15 protein-coding genes are annotated in these 16,311 nt (G+C 56.3%); 10 read left to right on the forward strand and 5 right to left on the reverse strand.

Features of this window, described 5'->3' with window-relative positions:
• Window positions 1-37: 37 nt before the first annotated feature.
• Window positions 38-388, reverse strand: a complete 351-nt coding sequence (gene tnpC, locus E2K99_RS12465; protein ID WP_134222400.1) for a Tn3 family transposase post-transcriptional regulator TnpC — start codon at window positions 386-388, stop codon at window positions 38-40.
• Entirely contained in the window at window positions 385-3,399 is a 3,015-nt protein-coding gene (locus tag E2K99_RS12470; RefSeq protein ID WP_134222401.1) for a Tn3 family transposase, read from the reverse strand. The genes tnpC and E2K99_RS12470 overlap by 4 nt, the downstream gene beginning before the upstream one ends.
• A gap of 269 nt (window positions 3,400-3,668) precedes the next feature.
• On the opposite strand from E2K99_RS12470, the gene E2K99_RS12475 reads away from it, so the two are divergent.
• From E2K99_RS12475 to E2K99_RS12485, 3 genes are all read left to right on the forward strand, one after another.
• On the forward strand, window positions 3,669-3,887 hold the full coding sequence (locus E2K99_RS12475; RefSeq protein WP_134222402.1) for a hypothetical protein: 219 nt from the start codon (window positions 3,669-3,671) through the stop codon (window positions 3,885-3,887).
• Between the two features lie 132 nt (window positions 3,888-4,019).
• On the forward strand, window positions 4,020-4,604 hold the full coding sequence (locus tag E2K99_RS12480; RefSeq protein ID WP_077235691.1) for a 3'-5' exonuclease: 585 nt from the start codon (window positions 4,020-4,022) through the stop codon (window positions 4,602-4,604).
• Between the two features lie 11 nt (window positions 4,605-4,615).
• Window positions 4,616-5,107 carry a 3'-5' exoribonuclease gene (locus tag E2K99_RS12485; RefSeq protein ID WP_077235688.1) on the forward strand — a complete coding sequence of 164 codons (492 nt, stop codon included), beginning with the start codon at window positions 4,616-4,618 and terminating at the stop codon, window positions 5,105-5,107.
• 27 nt (window positions 5,108-5,134) lie between these two features.
• Here the strand turns inward: E2K99_RS12485 and E2K99_RS12490 are convergent, their stop codons facing one another.
• Window positions 5,135-6,514 (reverse strand): heavy metal sensor histidine kinase, encoded by a 1,380-nt coding sequence (locus E2K99_RS12490; protein WP_077235689.1) that lies wholly within the window; start codon window positions 6,512-6,514, stop codon window positions 5,135-5,137.
• On the reverse strand, window positions 6,511-7,206 hold the full coding sequence (locus tag E2K99_RS12495) for a heavy metal response regulator transcription factor (RefSeq protein WP_134222403.1): 696 nt from the start codon (window positions 7,204-7,206) through the stop codon (window positions 6,511-6,513). Before E2K99_RS12495 ends, E2K99_RS12490 begins: the two co-directional genes overlap by 4 nt.
• 150 nt (window positions 7,207-7,356) lie before the next feature.
• On the opposite strand from E2K99_RS12495, the gene E2K99_RS12500 reads away from it, so the two are divergent.
• The 7 genes from E2K99_RS12500 (at window position 7,357) to E2K99_RS12530 (ending at window position 15,076) form a co-directional block, all read left to right on the forward strand.
• A complete protein-coding gene (locus tag E2K99_RS12500) occupies window positions 7,357-9,240 on the forward strand; it encodes a copper resistance system multicopper oxidase (RefSeq protein WP_134222404.1) in 1,884 nt (627 codons plus the stop codon).
• A 30-nt stretch (window positions 9,241-9,270) separates the two neighbouring features.
• Entirely contained in the window at window positions 9,271-10,224 is a 954-nt protein-coding gene (locus tag E2K99_RS12505; protein WP_134222405.1) for a copper resistance protein B, read from the forward strand.
• Window positions 10,225-10,270: 46 nt separating this feature from the next.
• Window positions 10,271-10,657, forward strand: coding sequence for a copper homeostasis periplasmic binding protein CopC (copC, locus tag E2K99_RS12510; protein WP_134222406.1), 387 nt, complete (start codon window positions 10,271-10,273; stop codon window positions 10,655-10,657).
• Window positions 10,658-10,664: 7 nt separating this feature from the next.
• The gene (gene copD / locus E2K99_RS12515) at window positions 10,665-11,588 is read left to right on the forward strand and encodes a copper homeostasis membrane protein CopD (RefSeq protein WP_134222407.1); all 924 of its coding nucleotides are present in this window, start codon (window positions 10,665-10,667) and stop codon (window positions 11,586-11,588) included.
• A gap of 71 nt (window positions 11,589-11,659) precedes the next feature.
• Window positions 11,660-12,076, forward strand: coding sequence for a DUF411 domain-containing protein (locus tag E2K99_RS12520; protein ID WP_077235920.1), 417 nt, complete (start codon window positions 11,660-11,662; stop codon window positions 12,074-12,076).
• Between the two features lie 154 nt (window positions 12,077-12,230).
• The gene (locus tag E2K99_RS12525; protein WP_077235919.1) at window positions 12,231-12,647 is read left to right on the forward strand and encodes a hypothetical protein; all 417 of its coding nucleotides are present in this window, start codon (window positions 12,231-12,233) and stop codon (window positions 12,645-12,647) included.
• Between the two features lie 80 nt (window positions 12,648-12,727).
• Window positions 12,728-15,076: a heavy metal translocating P-type ATPase gene (locus E2K99_RS12530; protein ID WP_134222408.1), complete on the forward strand. Its 2,349-nt coding sequence runs from the start codon at window positions 12,728-12,730 to the stop codon at window positions 15,074-15,076.
• 20 nt (window positions 15,077-15,096) lie between these two features.
• Here the strand turns inward: E2K99_RS12530 and E2K99_RS12535 are convergent, their stop codons facing one another.
• Window positions 15,097-16,143 carry a DNA-binding protein gene (locus E2K99_RS12535; RefSeq protein WP_240733900.1) on the reverse strand — a complete coding sequence of 349 codons (1,047 nt, stop codon included), beginning with the start codon at window positions 16,141-16,143 and terminating at the stop codon, window positions 15,097-15,099.
• Window positions 16,144-16,311: the final 168 nt, after the last annotated feature.

Below are 16,311 nucleotides of genomic sequence, written 5' to 3' on the forward strand. Positions count from 1 at the left end.
ATAAGCCCAAAAGTAATATAGAAACCGACTTTTATGCCTAATCTTTGGGTGTCAGTTTTTCCAGCGGCTCTAGTATCAGAAGCCACGACTGCATAGTGGCGCGGAGGCTATGGATACTGGCGACGGCGTCGAAGGCAACTTCCGTGATGGTGTCCTCCCCCATGGGAACGGAAAGTCCGGCGCCGTTGATGACGGTGTGCGCCATACCGTGCAGTCTCAGCAATTCGTCGCGCAAACCATCCTCAGAGCGCAACTGATCGACCATGTCATCGAGCTGGTCGACCATCCGAAGGATGGCGGATGTATCGAAACCCTCCTCCAGTTCGGTTAAGGCCTGTGCATCGACTAGCCCGTATGCGCTCAGTGTAGTTCGGTGATGCATTGTCATGCTGCTCCTTCTGCGTCCTTAGTCGCTTGTTCCCTCGCGCGTTTTGCCGCCTGCCGGAACAGCGATTCTTTTAACCATGCCTCTGGCGGCCGTTTCAGGTCCAGATGGTAATTGCCAAACCGCTTGACCCCTGTGGTGCCGTACGGACTCATGAACGCTGCATCTTCTACGGCGATATTTTCACCCTCGGCATACAGTTCTTGAATAATGCGCATCATGTCGACCGTGTTCTGCAAGATCACCGCCGACGCCACTAGATCAATATAGCGAATCCGCTTCTGCTGCTCATTCAGATCATTCTCCGTGATGACATCGCCCCCGAAGTCCAGCCATTTGGTAAATGCGTGATAAGACTCGATCTTGTTGGTTGTTGCAGTGACCTCCTGACGCATTTCCTTTTGAGAAATCCAGCGCAAGAGATAAACCGTCCGAAGAACTCTCCCCAGTTCGCGAGATGCCGCAAAAAGGCGATTGTGGCGACCGTCGTGGCTTAGCTTGCGCAATAGCATGGGTGATGCCACGCGCCCTTGCTGGATTGAGATAGCGACCTGCATGAGGTCCTTCCAGTGGTTCCGAATGAGCTTCCAGTCGATGACATCGCTAAAGAGCCGATCAATGTGCTTATATCGTGTTCCTTTCTCCGCCTTATAGAATTTCAGATCCTTCCAGTTGCGGATTCGGGGCATCAACTGGATCCCGTTCAAGTAGGTGAACGCAAAGACCACCTCCGATTGCCCGTGTGTATCCGAGTAGACCGTGTCAGGCTGCACGCTCAGGCCCGCTTTAAGCAGCCCTTCGATCACATAGATTGCCTCCAGCATACCCGGCGGTATGAAGTGGCGGAAATTCGCAATGTAGTTGTCTGCAACATGTCGATACGCAACTGCACCCATCTTGCGGTACCGGAAATGCATACCCACCAGCATGTTCTGCTCGTAGAAATCATATTGCGTGCCGTCGGCGGCTACCTTTTTACCGTCGCCCCACAGTTTGGGCAATTCCAGCCGCAGGTAGAGCTCGGTCAGGTCGCGGCAGGCGCTATCTAGCTGCTCAAGGCTCATGTGACGCTGATTGACATAGGAAAGCTGGTGAGGCGTCACGCCGTTGGAAAGGTGCCGTGCCGCCTGGTGCGGCCCCAGGTTGCAACCCATCGCGAAGACGGTGAGAAGATATCGCTCTCTCGCATTCCTCAATTTGGGGTCATCGCCTGACTGGGGCCCGAAATTCCGAGTAAAGCCGGTCCAGTGTTCGATATTAGCCAAGATATCGAGCAGATTACGCGGCACCAGACGATTTTCGATGGCCGCCTGGAGCGCGATGGCCGAAGCCGGGATTTCTCGTGCCGTGACTCGCCGCAATGTGGGTTCACCATTGGCGCTGATTGTGACGTCACCTGCGTGATTGGGAAATTCGTTGTCGACTTGCGAACTGGTGTCTGCCAACAAATTCTTTAAGTGATCGACAAAGCTGTCGGCGGTGCTGGGGATGCTGATTCGATCGCAATAGTCAGCGAGTAGCGCCTCGCATTCGCTCCAGGGAAGTAACTGATCCCGATAATCAGCAAATGTGCCGGCACCCTCGATACACATGTCCCCGCTGCGCAAATCGCTGGCCAGGTGCGAGAAAACACACACCTCAAGATAACGCCGATTGGTGGGGTTCCCGAGGCCATGGGAGCGCCGCACCAGCTTGCGCCAGCGTTCCGACGCAAAGGATAGATCGACTTCGTCGCTGATCCATTCAGCCTTGCGATGTTCGTTTTCCAAAACGACTTCCAGGGCCTTCAGCAGTGTTTTGTCTTGAGTGGCCGGGGTGAACACCAATACCTTAGCCATCTGGAACATCGCCGACCTCCATGATTTGTATGGTTTCCACAATAAAGGAAGATGATTGCCACCGCTCCACACGCGGATGGCCTCACAGTCGCCTTGTAAGCGATCAAGGCTTCCATGTGGGGCCAAGAGTTCACGGATGCGTTTTCCTGTAGGGGCGTCCTCCAAGCCCTCAGCTAGAATCTCGACAACCTGTTCCAATGTGGCGACGAGATCCTCACTTAGTTCTCGTTGCTTGGCCTGCAGAACAAGTAGTTCCTCTCGGGCACTTTTGTGTATCGCGCCTATCCTGCGAATAAACATCTCGGCGATATCGTCACGGGCACCCACACGCATATGACATATCAAAGCAAGAATGAGGGTGTAGCGCTTTTGCGGCCGGTAGTCCTTCATTTCGGCGGCATCCAGAACAGCCGCACGCTCCGACAAATGTCGCAGCTTGTTAGCAGGCACATCGTGCAGCAGTTCGCTGGCATCGGGTAGCGACTCAAGCCAATTGAGTTGGTCAATTACGAGATCAAGATGCTTTCTGGAGGCTTTCTTTGCCGATCGCTTTATCTGATGATAGAGGGTTCTGCGCTGTGGCAAATCTGTTTCGAGCAGCCCGTCGAGCCAGCGTTTCTGCGTAGTTGGAAGACGCTTTCCTATCTCGGTATAAAAGATAGATTCTGCTCGCGCATGGGCCTGTTCAGCAATATTGTCCAGGGTACTGAACACCGGCAATTCGTATCCCAGCCGGACCAACTCTTCAATCGTGATGTTGATGATATCAACGCGCGTGTCCACGACAGCGGCTGCCCGTTCGGCGATGTCAATGGCAAGCGCCTTTGTCTTGACCTGGTCATAGGTCTTGACCCCGAGGAGAGCGCGTATCGCCTTGTGGTGTCGATAAGGAGAGGTGTCCGTGTCGGGATACGATATCTTCAACACCGGCTGCATCCCGAGGCAGGCCGATATATGCTCAACTACCTCGCCTGGAATGGAATCGATGGGCGGGAAATATCGGAGGAATTGAAAGCACTTCAGATTGACCAGCAACGCCAGCCTACGTGCTGGCAATCTGGCAAAACTCTGCGCCCATTCTGCTTCTTCCGGACGGGGCGTGAAGGTTGTCTGAAGGTCTTTAAGCGTGAGCGTCCGTGGAAATCTTGGATACGCGGTTCGTTCGATACTGGCCATGGTGCGAGGTTTCCTTGGCGGAGTCGTTCAAAGGCGAACTCATTGAGAGAGCGTAGTGAGATGTTGCGGCTTCCGGGACATTGCATCAGCCGCGACGTCATTGTCAATGGCAAGTTTTCACGCTCTCGCTTATCCTGAATACCTTGCTCTACCTCGCATCACGACATGAATAAATTGTGGGCACGAGATGCACTAAACTGTGGCATGAAATGGCTCAAATCGTGGCTATCGGCCTATCAACTTTGTATATTTGGGATCCCTTGCCGGCCATGAAAAAACGTCAAACCTACTCAACCATCCTCGAACGCGGCGGCAAAGTCTCATGGCCGAAGGCATTGATGGACTGGAAGATTGGTCAACGAGTGTTCTTCTCCATCAAAGACGATGCTGTCGCAGTGACCACGCGCCCATCTCGCTCAATGAATGGCCGAATATTTTCCGCGCGCATCAGCCGAAAATTCAACAGTAAACACTTTTCGGCTAGCTGATAGCTACCAGCTAGTTCGAAATTGAGCCGGCTCAAGTTGCGAACGCAACTGCCCTTTAGTCACTAAAGGCGGGGAATTTCGCATGCGAAATTGGCCTCCGAGCCTGACCATATCTATTATCAAGAGGATCATGTGGGAAGAATTCTCGTAGTCGACCTGGAAGCGACCTGTTCGGATGACGGCAGCATCCCACCGGAAGAGATGGAAATCATTGAAATCGGCGCCTGCTGGGCCACCGAAGGTGGCGTGGTGCTTGAGCGGTTTCAGCACTTGGTCAGGCCGCTGGCGCGACCGATACTCACACCATTTTGCAAGCAGTTGATCGGCATCACGCAAGAAGAAGTGGATCAGGCACCACTGCTTCCCGTCGCCGCGCAGGCGCTGCGGGCCTTCGTCAACGACGTGGTGTCGTCAGATACCGTCTGGATGAGCTGGGGAAACTACGATCACAAGCAACTGACCAGGGACGCCCAGCGCCACGGGATCGCAATGCCCTTGACCATGCCCCACCAGAATGCCAAGCGACTGTTTGCGAAAGCCCAGCGCATCGGCAAGGAAGTGGGCATGGTCCGAGCGTGCGCGCTGAGCGGAATCAGCCGAGAGGGGAAGCATCATCGCGGGTTGGATGATGCAATCAATATCGCCAAGCTGATGCCCTGGGTATTGGGACATGCCACGCTTGCGGACCAGCGTCAAGCCAGCACGGTTGTTTCGTAAAGGACCAGAGGATGTCATTCAACGTATTCATCGACACCGAGTTCACCGATTTTCTCGATCCGCAGTTGATCAGCATCGGCCTGGTCGCACAAAGCGGCGAGGAGTTTTACGCCGAGCTTCCCTACGAGGTTCGGGAATGCAGCGAATTCGTCAAGGCCGCCGTCCTTCCGCTCCTGGGATACGCACCACATGCGGAAATGACCAAGGATGAACTCTACCTGCAGATGACCAATTGGCTCAGGCTGGTACGGCCGAAGGACCAAGAAGTCTTCATTTGCTACGACTACCAGACGGATTGGGATCTCTTCTACGATGTGTTGGATGGACGGGTGCCGCCATGGTGTCGGCGCCGGCTTGTTGCTGACCGTATCAATGAGCTATTGCGGTACGAGTTCCACAAGCAGAATAAGCTGCCCGAGCACCACGCCCTCAATGACGCTAAGGCTAATTGCTACGCTTTTCGTGAATTGCCTCCAGCCTCTGCAGGAGAGACCATCGCATAGATCGTCAGGACAGCACTGGAGACGCTGCTAGAGCGTCATATTAGGGAATCGCAGCGTGAAGCGCGTTTTCCCCTGTGACGAGCGTACGGTGACGTTCCCCTGGTGGGCCCGCATAATGGCCTGCGTGATGGATAAGCCCAGTCCAGCGGAATCGGTATCAAGCTTGGTGCGGGACTTGTCTGCTCGGTAAAACCGGTCAAACAAGTGAGGAAGATGCTCCTCCGGGATTTCCGGGCCGTCATTCTCGACGGCTACCAGCACGTCGCCTTCAGACCTGACGATCGATACCGCGATGCTTCCAGCCGCTGGCGTGTAGCGCATGGCATTGGAGATCAGGTTGCTCAACGCGCGGCGGACCATCAAGCGATCCCCCCGGACGATGGCATCGCCCGTCAACTGTAGATTCACGCCTTTTTCTTCTGCCAAGGCATCATAGAAGTCTAAAAGCTCGGTAATTTCGTCCTGGAGCTTGAGCGGCTCATAGCTGGGCAGGCTGATACCGTTTTCCGTCTGGGCCAGGAACAGCATGTCGGAGATGGTTCTGGCGAGCCGCTGCAATTCCTCGGCATTCGAGGAAAGTGTGTCCCGGTAGGCCTCATTGGTGCGCTGCTGAGTCAAGACCACATCCGTTTGCGTGAGCAAGTTGGTGATAGGCGTACGCAGCTCGTGGGCGATATCGGTCGAAAAGTTGGTGATGCGATGGAAATCTTGCTGGAGACGTTCCAACATGGCGTTCAGCTTGGCCGCCAGGTCGGCGATTTCAACCGGCAAGGTCTCGATGGGCATGCGCTCCCCAAAGTTATGCGAAGAGACGGCTTGCACTTTGTCCGACATCGCTCGTAGCGGGGCTAAGCCGCGCCGGGCGGCCCACCAGCTGAGCAAGACCACAATCACCGCGGATCCCGCCACATACAAAATCAACGTCGTCTGGAAATTGCGCATGAAGTGGTCATGGATTTCCGTATCGACGGCAACAATGACTTGCAGTTGCTCGCTGCTTTTGTCGTCTTTCAAGTAGGCTTTAATGGCCTGAAATTCCTGATGCTGGCCTGCATTGACCGCGAACGAATGACCGCTGGCTACACGCTTGGCTGCCGCCAGGATTGGCTGGGTCGCGTCGGCAAGGGTCGAATACATAGGCCGGCCGTCGATCGAGCTGATGTGAACGAAAAAGCCCGGGTGGTTGTGCAATGCTTCGCCAAAGGTACTGGTGATGGCACCAGCACCGCGCTCGTTGACTACCATGCGGATGAGTTCAAGCTCCTTTTCTAGCAGCTGTTCGTCTTGGTCGGTAAAGTGCTTGGCCACGGTGGACATGATGAGCAGCCCAAGACCGACCAGGACGGCCGTAGATGCCAGCGCAAACAGCGCCGTGAGACGGACGGTCAGGGACCGTTGGCGAATCACGCGGCGCTCCCGGGCGCGTCAGCGTCATCCAAAATGTATCCCACCCCTCGTACTGTCAAAATCAGCTTGTGCTCGAAGCCGTCATCTACCTTGGCGCGCAGGCGCCGGATGGCCACATCGATGACGTTCGAGTCACTGTTGAAATTGATGTCCCAGATCTGGGAGGCAATCAGTGAACGAGGCAGCACCTCACCGCGACGCCGTGCCAAGAACTCCAGTAACGCAAACTCCTTGCTTGTGAGCACCAGCTTTCGGCCACCTCTGCTGGCGCTGCGTCGAGGGAGATCGAGCACCAAGTCTGCGACCGTCAAACGATCTTGCAGTACCACGTTGCTACCCCGGCGCAGCAAGGTGCGTACCCTGGCCAGCAGTTCAGAAAAGGCAAATGGTTTGACGAGATAGTCGTCTGCCCCCATTTCCAGCCCCTTGACCCTGTCGGAGACGCTATCCCGCGCCGTCAGGAACAAGACAGGGACCGTCTTTTGGGCATCACGAAGGGACTGGACGATACGCCAGCCATCCACGTCGGGCAGCATGACATCCAAGATGACCAGGTCATACGGCTCGGTCATGGCCAGATGGTAACCGTCCAAGCCATTTTTTGCCAAATCGACAACGAACCCGGCTTCGGTAAGTCCACGCTGAATGTATTCGCCCGTTTTGGGCTCATCTTCGACCACAAGAAGTTTCATTTTGAGAACACATAAGAAGATGGATACATGGTACGTCGAGTTCGCAAAGATGACGCAATCATTACAGGAATGTAATGCGCGGGTAATCCGACTGATCGCCAGCGCTACTTATCATCAACGCCATATCCCCATTTCGGAGAGTTTTATCCTATGTCGAGCTCATCGTTCCCTTTGAATTCCCGCCGCCGTTTTGTCAAAGGGCTGGCCGCTGGAGGTGTCCTTCTGGGACTGTCGTCGCGTGCCATGCAAGCGGTGGCTCAAGCTACCGAAACCACGGCGAGCCCCTCCGCAGCGCCCGTTCTTACAGGTAACGTGTTTGACCTGGTGATTGCGGAATCCCCTGTCAATTTCACAGGTAAGCAGACCGTCGCGACGACGATCAATGGCTCCCTGCCGGGACCTACCTTGCGCTGGAAAGAAGGCGAGATGGTCACGATCAACGTCACCAACAAGCTGCGCGAACATACCTCGATTCACTGGCACGGCATTATCTTGCCGTTCCAGATGGACGGTGTGCCTGGGATCAGCTTTGCTGGTATCGCCCCCGGAGAGACCTTCACCTACAAATTCAAGGTGAAGCAAAGTGGCACCTACTGGTATCACTCCCACTCGGGGATGCAGGAGCAAACCGGGATGTATGGCGCGATCGTCATCGACCCCATTGACGCCGGAAAAAAGCTGGCCGACCGGGAACATGTGATCTTGTTCTCCGACTGGATGGATGAAAATCCAATGTCCGTACTCTCCAAACTCAAAAAACAAGGGGATATCTACAATCTGAACCGTGTGACGGCTGGGGATTTTGTCCGCGACGCACGCAAAGATGGCGTGAAGGCGGCCATGGATAATCGTGCGATGTGGAATGAGATGCGCATGAATCCCACGGATTTGGGGGACTTGTCCGCAGCTGTTCTGACATTCCTCGCTAACGGCGTTACGCCCGCAGGCAACTGGACTGCATTGTTCAAGCCTGGCGAGAAAGTCCGCCTGCGCTGTATCAATGGATCCGGCAACACCTTCTATGACGTACGAATTCCTGGACTGAAATTGAAGGTGGTTCAGGTGGACGGTGTGGATATCGAGCCGGTGAGCGTGGACGAATTCCGCTTCGGCCCAGGCGAAACCTGTGACGTGATCGTCGAGCCCAAGGAAGATGCCTATACCGTGTTTGCGCAGACGATGGAGCGCAGCGGCTACGCTCGCGGCACGCTGGCCACGCGTGCGGGGCTCGCAGCACCGGTGCCGGCAGTCGACAAGCCGGAGTGGCTCAGCATGGGTGACATGATGGGCGACATGTCTTCCATGGCCGGTATGGATCACGGGGCCATGGGCCACATGAATCACGGTTCGATGGCGGGTATGTCGTCCATGAGCGGCATGGACTCGATGTCGAGCATGGATAGCATGGACAGTATGGATTCCATGGACGGCAAATCCAGGGCGCAACCGATGCAGGGGATGGACCATAGCCAGCACCAGATGGCCCCGGCCAATCCTCTGAAGGTGCCCAGCAAGAAAGCGCGCCATGCCAAGACCGAATATGGTCCCAGCACCGACGCGCGGGTCGATAGTGCCCGTACCAATCTGGATGATCCAGGGGTTGGCTTACGGAACAACGGCCGCCGTGTACTGACCTTGGCTGACATGCACACGATCGGTGGCCCGCTCGATAACCGTGGTCCCGAGCGTGAAGTCGAACTTCATCTGACCGGCAATATGGAACGTTACGCATGGTCGCTCGACGGCTTGGAGTTCGGCAAGTCGACGCCCATTCATTTCCGCTATGGCGAACGCCTGCGGGTCATTCTGCATAACGACACCATGATGACCCACCCCATGCACTTACATGGTCTGTGGAGCGAATTGGAGACGCCCAACGGGGACTTCCTCGCGCGACGTCACACCATTCCAGTACAGCCGGCCCAGCGCATCAGTTTCCTGGTCACAGCGGATGCTTTAGGCCGTTGGGCCTGGCATTGCCACCTCATGTATCACATGGATATGGGCATGTTCCGTGAAGTCGTCGTCAGCTAACCAGGACCTGCACCGAAAGGCACACCTAGAATGACTCCTACCCGCTATTCAACTCAGATTCTCGTGCTGACCCTTGCCTCGGCAAGCATGAGCGCAGCATTGGCCCAGTCTCACGAAGGTCATGCCGCGCCTGCAGCTAGCTCAGCCTCGCAGCCAGCGATGCCAATGGATCATGGGGCAATGAATCACGCCGGCATGAACCACGGTGGAATGGACATGGGGGGCATGGATATGGGCTCCAGTTCGACGGCACCTGCGGATGCACGAGACCCCCATGGCTATTCCAATGGCTACACGCTCAATACCGGCCCCTATGCCCAAAAGGACACCAGCGCATTGATGATGTCCGATATGCATTCCTTCGGTTCCTTCCTGGTGGATCGCCTGGAGCGCGTTCATACCCGCAATGGGAACTCTGTCGCCTACGATACCCAAGGCTGGGTCGGTAATTCGTATGACAAGTTCTACCTCAAAGCCGAAGGCGATATCGAACAAGGCCGCGTAGGCGATGCTCGAACCGAATTGCTGTGGAGCCATGCGATTACTCCCTATTGGGACACCCAGCTCGGCCTTCGCGTCGACGTCGGCAGCAATCGACCTGGTCGCAATTGGCTCGCCTTTGGCGTACAGGGACTGGCCCCATACTGGTTTGAAGTAGAGGCGACTGGCTACGTTGGAGAGCAAGGTCGGACTGCCTTGCGCCTGGCGGCCGAATACGAGGTGTTGTTGACCCAGCGTTGGGTGCTTCAACCTCGCGTCGAGGCCAACCTGTACGGCAAAGAAGATCCAGAGCTTGGTATCGGGCGCGGGCTGTCCAGCGCTGCCTATGGCGTTCGACTGCGCTATGAGTTCACCCGCCAGTTCGCCCCTTACGTCGGGATCGAGCGCAACCAGAGTTTCGGCCGTACTGCCAGCTTCGTACGTGGTGCCGGCGGCAATGCCGGTGAAACCAGGCTCGTGGCCGGTGTACGCGTTTTGTTCTAAGTCTCCACCTTTTTAACCCTCCACAACATCTCCAAGGAGTATCGCCATGTCCTACCAGTCCCTCTTCGCTAAAACAGCCATCACCATCGCTGCAGCCGCGTTCGCTACCGCAGCATTCGCTCACCCGAAGCTGCTTGGCTCGACCCCTGAAGACAACTCGACAGTGAGTGCGCCGGAAAAGATCGAACTACACTTCTCGGAAAATCTCTCCAAGCAGTTCTCCGGTGCCAACCTCTTGATGACCAGCATGCCAGGGATGAACCATGCCTCTCCAATGAAGATGGCGGCTAAAGTGTCGGGTTCGGATGATCCCAAGACCATGGTAATTACCCCGAGCCAACCGTTGATGCCCGGCGTGTACAGCATCGAATGGCGCGCGGTCTCGTCGGATACCCATCCGATCACCGGCAAGATTACTTTCACGGTGAAGTGAGCAGGTAATGGACGGGATGACCGTTTTGGTGCGCTTTGCGCTGTATCTGGACTTGATGCTTGTCTTTGGTCTGCCGCTATTCCAGCTGCATGCGCTGCGCCGGCCTGAGCGTTCATCCCCCTTGGGTAAAAAGTTCGTCTTGCTGACGGCCAGCGCAGCTGCCATCGGCCTAGCGCTGTCGGCGGTGAGCATGCTGCTCATGACCAAGGCGATGACCGGGGCTTCTGATATCAGCTCGATTGAACAGCACATGTTCGAGATGATGTTGACGGACACCTCTTTTGGCATGGCGTGGTGCCTGCGGATGGGGATGTTGCTCGTGGTCATCATGGGTGCGCTGCTGTCGAACGTATGGCCGACCGTGAGCGCAGTTCTGATGAGCGCAGCGGGGGCCACCGCCTTGGCCACGCTATCCTGGGCTGGTCATGGTGCCATGGACGAAGGCGTCCGAGGACAGGTTCACCTGATTGCCGACATCATCCATCTGCTCGCCGCTGGCGGCTGGATAGGTGCGCTGGCAGCGTTCATCCTGATGTTGGTTCTGCGTTACGGCAACGACCCGGCAGATGTTTCCCTACTCAGCCGAACGCTCAATGGCTTTGCGCTGATGGGCACACTCATCGTCGGATCGTTGGTGATCACAGGTACGCTGAACTACTGGCTGATTGTTGGCCCCACTGTCACGGGGCTTTTCTCTTCTCCTTACGGGCAACTACTAATCGCCAAGCTCGGCCTGTTCGGCTTGATGCTGGCTCTGGCGGCCGCAAATCGCTACCGCTTGAGCCCGTTGTTGGAGCGGGTCCACGTTTCGGGAGAACACGCCACGGCGATTGCTGCTCTACGCAGAAGCCTTTTCGTCGAAACCTGCTGTGCTTTCCTGATTCTGGCGCTGGTCGCCTGGCTCGGTACCTTGGGGCCAATGACCGAATAAATTCAATCCCAAGGAGGACAGAGAGTTGCATGCTGGAGGATCGTTGCCCCTTATCGTAAAAGGAAAAAAAGATGAAAAAGTTCTTCCTGGCGAGCCTACTCGCGCTGACTTCTGTTGCTGCGCACGCGGCCGGGGAAGCCATCACCGTGTACAAAGACCCAGACTGCGGCTGCTGCACGGCTTGGGCAGAACACATGAACCAGGCCGGCTATAGGCTCCATGTGGTGGACAGCAAAGAGATGCCTGCGATCAAAAAGCGTCTTGGCGTACCTGAAGCTCTTCAGTCCTGCCATACCGCCGTTGTAGAAGCGACGGGCCAGGTGATCGAAGGCCATGTTCCGGCCCCAGCTGTGGCCAAACTCATCGCATCCCGATCGACAAAAGGTGTCGCGGTACCAGGTATGCCCGTCAACTCACCCGGGATGGGAAAGATGGACGGGAAGTTGGTCACGGTAGACTTTGCCGGCAAGGAATTCTCACGGAATTAGTCGCTACCGTGCTCCAGGGTACATTTCGTCCGGGGCAGGCTTCCGAGCGTTTTCACATAGCTTTGATTTGCATCACTTGCAGTCTTTCTATGCTCACTAGACTTCATATAGAGGCTGCTGATCTGCATGCCTCCTAATGAATCGAGGAGAAATCATGAAACGCTTCACCCACCTGATCGGCACGCTCGCGATGGCAACATTTTCGGTTGCCGCATTGGCTCAAAACGCAGCAGAGCATGAAGGACATCATCCCGAGGCGGCTGCAACTGCTTCTCCCGCGAGATCTGCGGCGGGAGGTGCACCCATGGTGCAGATGGATAGCCAGATAAAAGACATGCGCGAGAAGCATCAAAAGATGATGAGCGCCGCTTCTCCTGAGGAACGCCGCCAATTGATGAAGGATCACATGAAGACGATGAAAGACAGTATGGCCATGATGCAAGGCATGATGGCGACCAGGGCGGAGCATAAATCGGCGCCAACCCCTGCGATGATGCAGAAGCAAATGGACATGATGCAGATGACCATGCAGATGATGATGGACTGTATGGAAATGCCAACGTCGAAGTAAGCCGCTGGCGACGTGAGGACGCGCTTCATTTGCCCCTCACGTTACCTGCTGGATATACCTGACACGGGAGAGCAGTAACTATGGATGAACACCACCACCATCATCACGTCGCATCAGTTCCAGCCGTTGAAGCGGGATCTCCCCCGGAAAACAGCCAGACTGATCCGGTTTGCCACATGAAGGTGGCTCCCGATCCCTACCGGAGGATTGAACACGGCGGGAGAGACTTTTACTTCTGCAGTGACAAGTGCATGGGGAAGTTTCGTGCAAATCCACCCGCATATGTCGGAGATTCATCAAAGCCCGAGGCAAGCACGGTATCGTCTGACGGAACTGTCTATACATGCCCCATGCACCCGCAAGTCAGGCAGCCATCGCCGGGAAATTGCCCCATCTGTGGGATGAGCCTGGAGCCGCTGCTACCGTCGGAGCAAGAAGAGGAGAACCCTGAGCTGCGGGACTTCCAAAGGCGATTCTGGCTCACGTTACCCTTGACAGTGCTCGTGACGGTGCTGGCCATGGCCGGCGGCCGCATATTTCCACATGGCCTGATCGGTCAAAGCTGGATCGAGCTCGCGCTCGGTACGCCCGTGGTCCTGTATGCCGGATGGCCGTTCTTGACCCGCGGTGTCGACTCGATCGTCCACCGCAGTCCCAATATGTGGACCCTGATCAGCACGGGCGTGGTAGCGGCCTATGGCTATAGTGTGGTCGCAACCGTCTTCCCCGAGCTATTCCCCAAGGCCTTCATGGAACACGGGCGGATCGGTGTCTACTTCGAAGCCGCGGCCGTCATCATCTCACTGACCCTGCTGGGACAGATCCTGGAACTACGGGCGCGCTCGCAGACCTCTGCCGCCATCAAATCGCTGCTCGGCTTGGCACCTAAAACAGCCAGACGGATCGCTGCAGATGGTACGGAAGAAGATATCCCCTTGAGTAACGTTCACATTGGAGACCTGCTACGGGTCCGACCAGGCGAAAAAGTCGCTACTGACGGGGTTGTCGTTGAGGGAGAGAGTGCCATTGACGAGTCGATGTTGACTGGCGAACCGGTCCCCGTTACCAAGCGGCCAGGTGACAAGGTTATCGGAGCAACGATCAATGCCAGCGGAAGCCTGATCATCCGCTCCGAGAAGGTCGGGTCGCAGACCATGCTCTCGCAGATCGTCCAGATGGTCGCCCAAGCCCAACGCTCGCGCGCCCCCATGCAGCGGTTGGCGGACGTCGTAGCCGGTTACTTTGTCGTGATCGTGGTCGGCATTGCCGTACTGACGCTGCTAGGCTGGGGATTCCTTGGACCACAACCGAGCTGGGTCTATGGCTTTGTCAATGCCGTAGCGGTTCTGATTATCGCTTGCCCGTGTGCGCTGGGACTGGCTACGCCCATGTCCATCATGGCCGCCACTGGCCGTGCCGCAACCCAAGGCATCCTGTTCCGAGACGCAGCGGCCATCGAAAGCATGAAAAAGCTCGATACGCTCATCGTCGACAAGACTGGCACCCTGACGGAAGGAAAGCCAGCATTCGATCGGATAGTCGCCGCACCGGGCAGTCAAGAGACGGAAGTGTTGCAGCTGGCGGCAAGCCTCGACCAGGGAAGTGAGCATCCACTAGCGCACGCTATCGTGGCCGAGGCACGCCGGCGCCAGCTTTCCTTGATGACACCCAGCAGCTTTGAATCTTCCAGTGGAATAGGTGTTCGAGGCGTGGTCAACGGCGAGCGGATGGCGCTGGGCAATACCGTGCTGATGGAATCTGAAGGCGTCTCTTCGACACCGCTGCTGGCTGAAGCAGAAGCTTTGCGTGCCGAAGGTGCCAGCGTGATGTATCTAGCGAGAAATGGCGTGCTTTTGGGGCTGCTAGCAGTCTCTGATCCCGTGAAGGAAACTACACGGGAAGCGTTGGCCAGTCTAAAAGAAGCCGGGCTCACGGTGGTCATGGCCACCGGTGATGGAACAACCACGGCGAAAGCTGTTGCCGGAAAGCTCGGCATCTCTGAGGTCTACGGGGAGGTCAAGCCTCAAGACAAGCTCGCGCTTGTAGAACGTTTCCAGGCCGAAGGCAAGATCGTCGGGATGGCGGGTGATGGGATCAACGATGCTCCGGCGCTGGCCAAGGCAAATGTCGGGATTGCCATGGGGACCGGCACCGACGTGGCGATCAATAGCGCTCATGTCACCCTGGTGAAGGGCGACCTGCGCGCCATCGCACGTGCGAGAGGATTGTCGGTAGAAACCGTGCGCAACATGCGTCAGAATCTGGGCTTTGCTTTTCTCTACAACGCCTTGGGCATTCCCTTGGCTGCAGGCGCGCTTTATCCCTTTACTGGGCAACTTCTGTCACCGATGTTGGCGGCCTTGGCGATGAGCTTGAGCTCCGTATCTGTGATCGCGAACGCGTTGCGCCTGCGCGGAGCACGAGGCTAAGCGTCAGCCTGAAAAGGTCGTTAAGACTCTGATTGCCTATTTTTTCGAGGCCCCGGGCCGGTGTCTCTCAAATGAGCGCGCAATTCGGCACTAAGGCTTTCATGTGCCTCCAGCTTTGCCTGTAGTGCCGCACGTTCGATCTCTGCTTTTTGCAGCAGCTGGACTGCCGTCACATTTTCTTGCTCCGCATGGGACAAGCTCGCCTGCAGCTGCTCGTTGACAGCGTTCCGATCAGCCAGCTGGGATTCCAGCATCTGATTTCGATTTGCCACCTCTTGTAGCGTGTCTAGCTTTTGCTGAAGTCGCGCCGCGACACTGCGTTGCTCATAGAGCGCTTGCTGTGCATGCGACAGCTCCGCTACGAGTCGTACGCCTTCTTGGTTAACGCGGGTCACTTCCTCTTGTTTGACGATGGCCTCCTGTCTGAGCTGGCGCAACTCGGCCTGTAAGGTCTGAATTTGCTGCTCATGGCGCCGCAGATCCTGTTCTCTCTGTTCTTTGGTTGCCGTTCGGTAGTGCTCAAGTGCCTCCCGGGCATGCTGGTGTTTTTCTTCCAAAGAGTGGCGGTGCTGTTCGTTTTCCACAAGGCGCTCTTGAAGGGCGCGCACTTGCACCTCAAGCGCGCGGCTTGCGGCCGTCTGCTCCTGGAACTGAGTACGAGTGTGCTCGTGAGCTTGGATCTCATGTAGTCGCGCAGCGTCGGCCTTTGCCAATCGCGTTGACAAGTCGGCCGCCGTCATACGCAAGGTCTCCAATTCAGCCTGCAAGCGGCCTGTGGTGGAATCGGCTTCAAATTTGGCAGAGCGTACCTGCGCATCTGCTTCGGCCTGGAGCTGCGCGGCAAGCCGTTCCACGAGATCCTGCAAGGCCTCGCTGATCGTACGCGATGGCACCCCCGTTGCGCCGTCTTCTTCCTCCAATTCCTTGAGATACTTGTGAATCGTGGTCTTCGACCCGGTATTACCCAACTCGATGCGAACGGCATCCACAGAGGGGCGTCGTCCCATGGCCAGCAGCGTGTCGCGTGCCTTCTTGACCTCAGATTTGTATAAGCCGGTGCGTGCCATCGCGATCCTTGTTTTTGATAATGGATTACATAATACGTATTTACATACTAAATTAGAAGGGCTTTTCGAGGTGTTCTGGTGCAATTTACAGATTAAATATTGACTCGTTATGTCTCCTGATGGGCTAAAATTGACCTCCTTCGACCCCATCCACCTGTAATGCCGCCT

The organism is Herbaspirillum huttiense (assembly GCF_004367745.1).
Taxonomy (GTDB): Bacteria; Pseudomonadota; Gammaproteobacteria; order Burkholderiales; family Burkholderiaceae_D; genus Herbaspirillum; species Herbaspirillum huttiense.

What these genes read in the sequence shown, in the direction of transcription:
- tnpC (WP_134222400.1), bottom strand. Translation starts at nt 388, where the DNA reads ATGACAATGCATCACCGAACTACACTGAGCGCATACGGGCTAGTCGAT.
- E2K99_RS12470 (WP_134222401.1), bottom strand. Translation starts at nt 3,399, where the DNA reads ATGGCCAGTATCGAACGAACCGCGTATCCAAGATTTCCACGGACGCTC.
- E2K99_RS12475 (WP_134222402.1), top strand. Translation starts at nt 3,669, where the DNA reads ATGAAAAAACGTCAAACCTACTCAACCATCCTCGAACGCGGCGGCAAA.
- E2K99_RS12485 (WP_077235688.1), top strand. Translation starts at nt 4,616, where the DNA reads ATGTCATTCAACGTATTCATCGACACCGAGTTCACCGATTTTCTCGAT.
- E2K99_RS12495 (WP_134222403.1), bottom strand. Translation starts at nt 7,206, where the DNA reads ATGAAACTTCTTGTGGTCGAAGATGAGCCCAAAACGGGCGAATACATT.
- E2K99_RS12500 (WP_134222404.1), top strand. Translation starts at nt 7,357, where the DNA reads ATGTCGAGCTCATCGTTCCCTTTGAATTCCCGCCGCCGTTTTGTCAAA.
- E2K99_RS12505 (WP_134222405.1), top strand. Translation starts at nt 9,271, where the DNA reads ATGACTCCTACCCGCTATTCAACTCAGATTCTCGTGCTGACCCTTGCC.
- copC (WP_134222406.1), top strand. Translation starts at nt 10,271, where the DNA reads ATGTCCTACCAGTCCCTCTTCGCTAAAACAGCCATCACCATCGCTGCA.
- copD (WP_134222407.1), top strand. Translation starts at nt 10,665, where the DNA reads ATGGACGGGATGACCGTTTTGGTGCGCTTTGCGCTGTATCTGGACTTG.
- E2K99_RS12520 (WP_077235920.1), top strand. Translation starts at nt 11,660, where the DNA reads ATGAAAAAGTTCTTCCTGGCGAGCCTACTCGCGCTGACTTCTGTTGCT.
- E2K99_RS12525 (WP_077235919.1), top strand. Translation starts at nt 12,231, where the DNA reads ATGAAACGCTTCACCCACCTGATCGGCACGCTCGCGATGGCAACATTT.
- E2K99_RS12530 (WP_134222408.1), top strand. Translation starts at nt 12,728, where the DNA reads ATGGATGAACACCACCACCATCATCACGTCGCATCAGTTCCAGCCGTT.
- E2K99_RS12535 (WP_240733900.1), bottom strand. Translation starts at nt 16,143, where the DNA reads ATGGCACGCACCGGCTTATACAAATCTGAGGTCAAGAAGGCACGCGAC.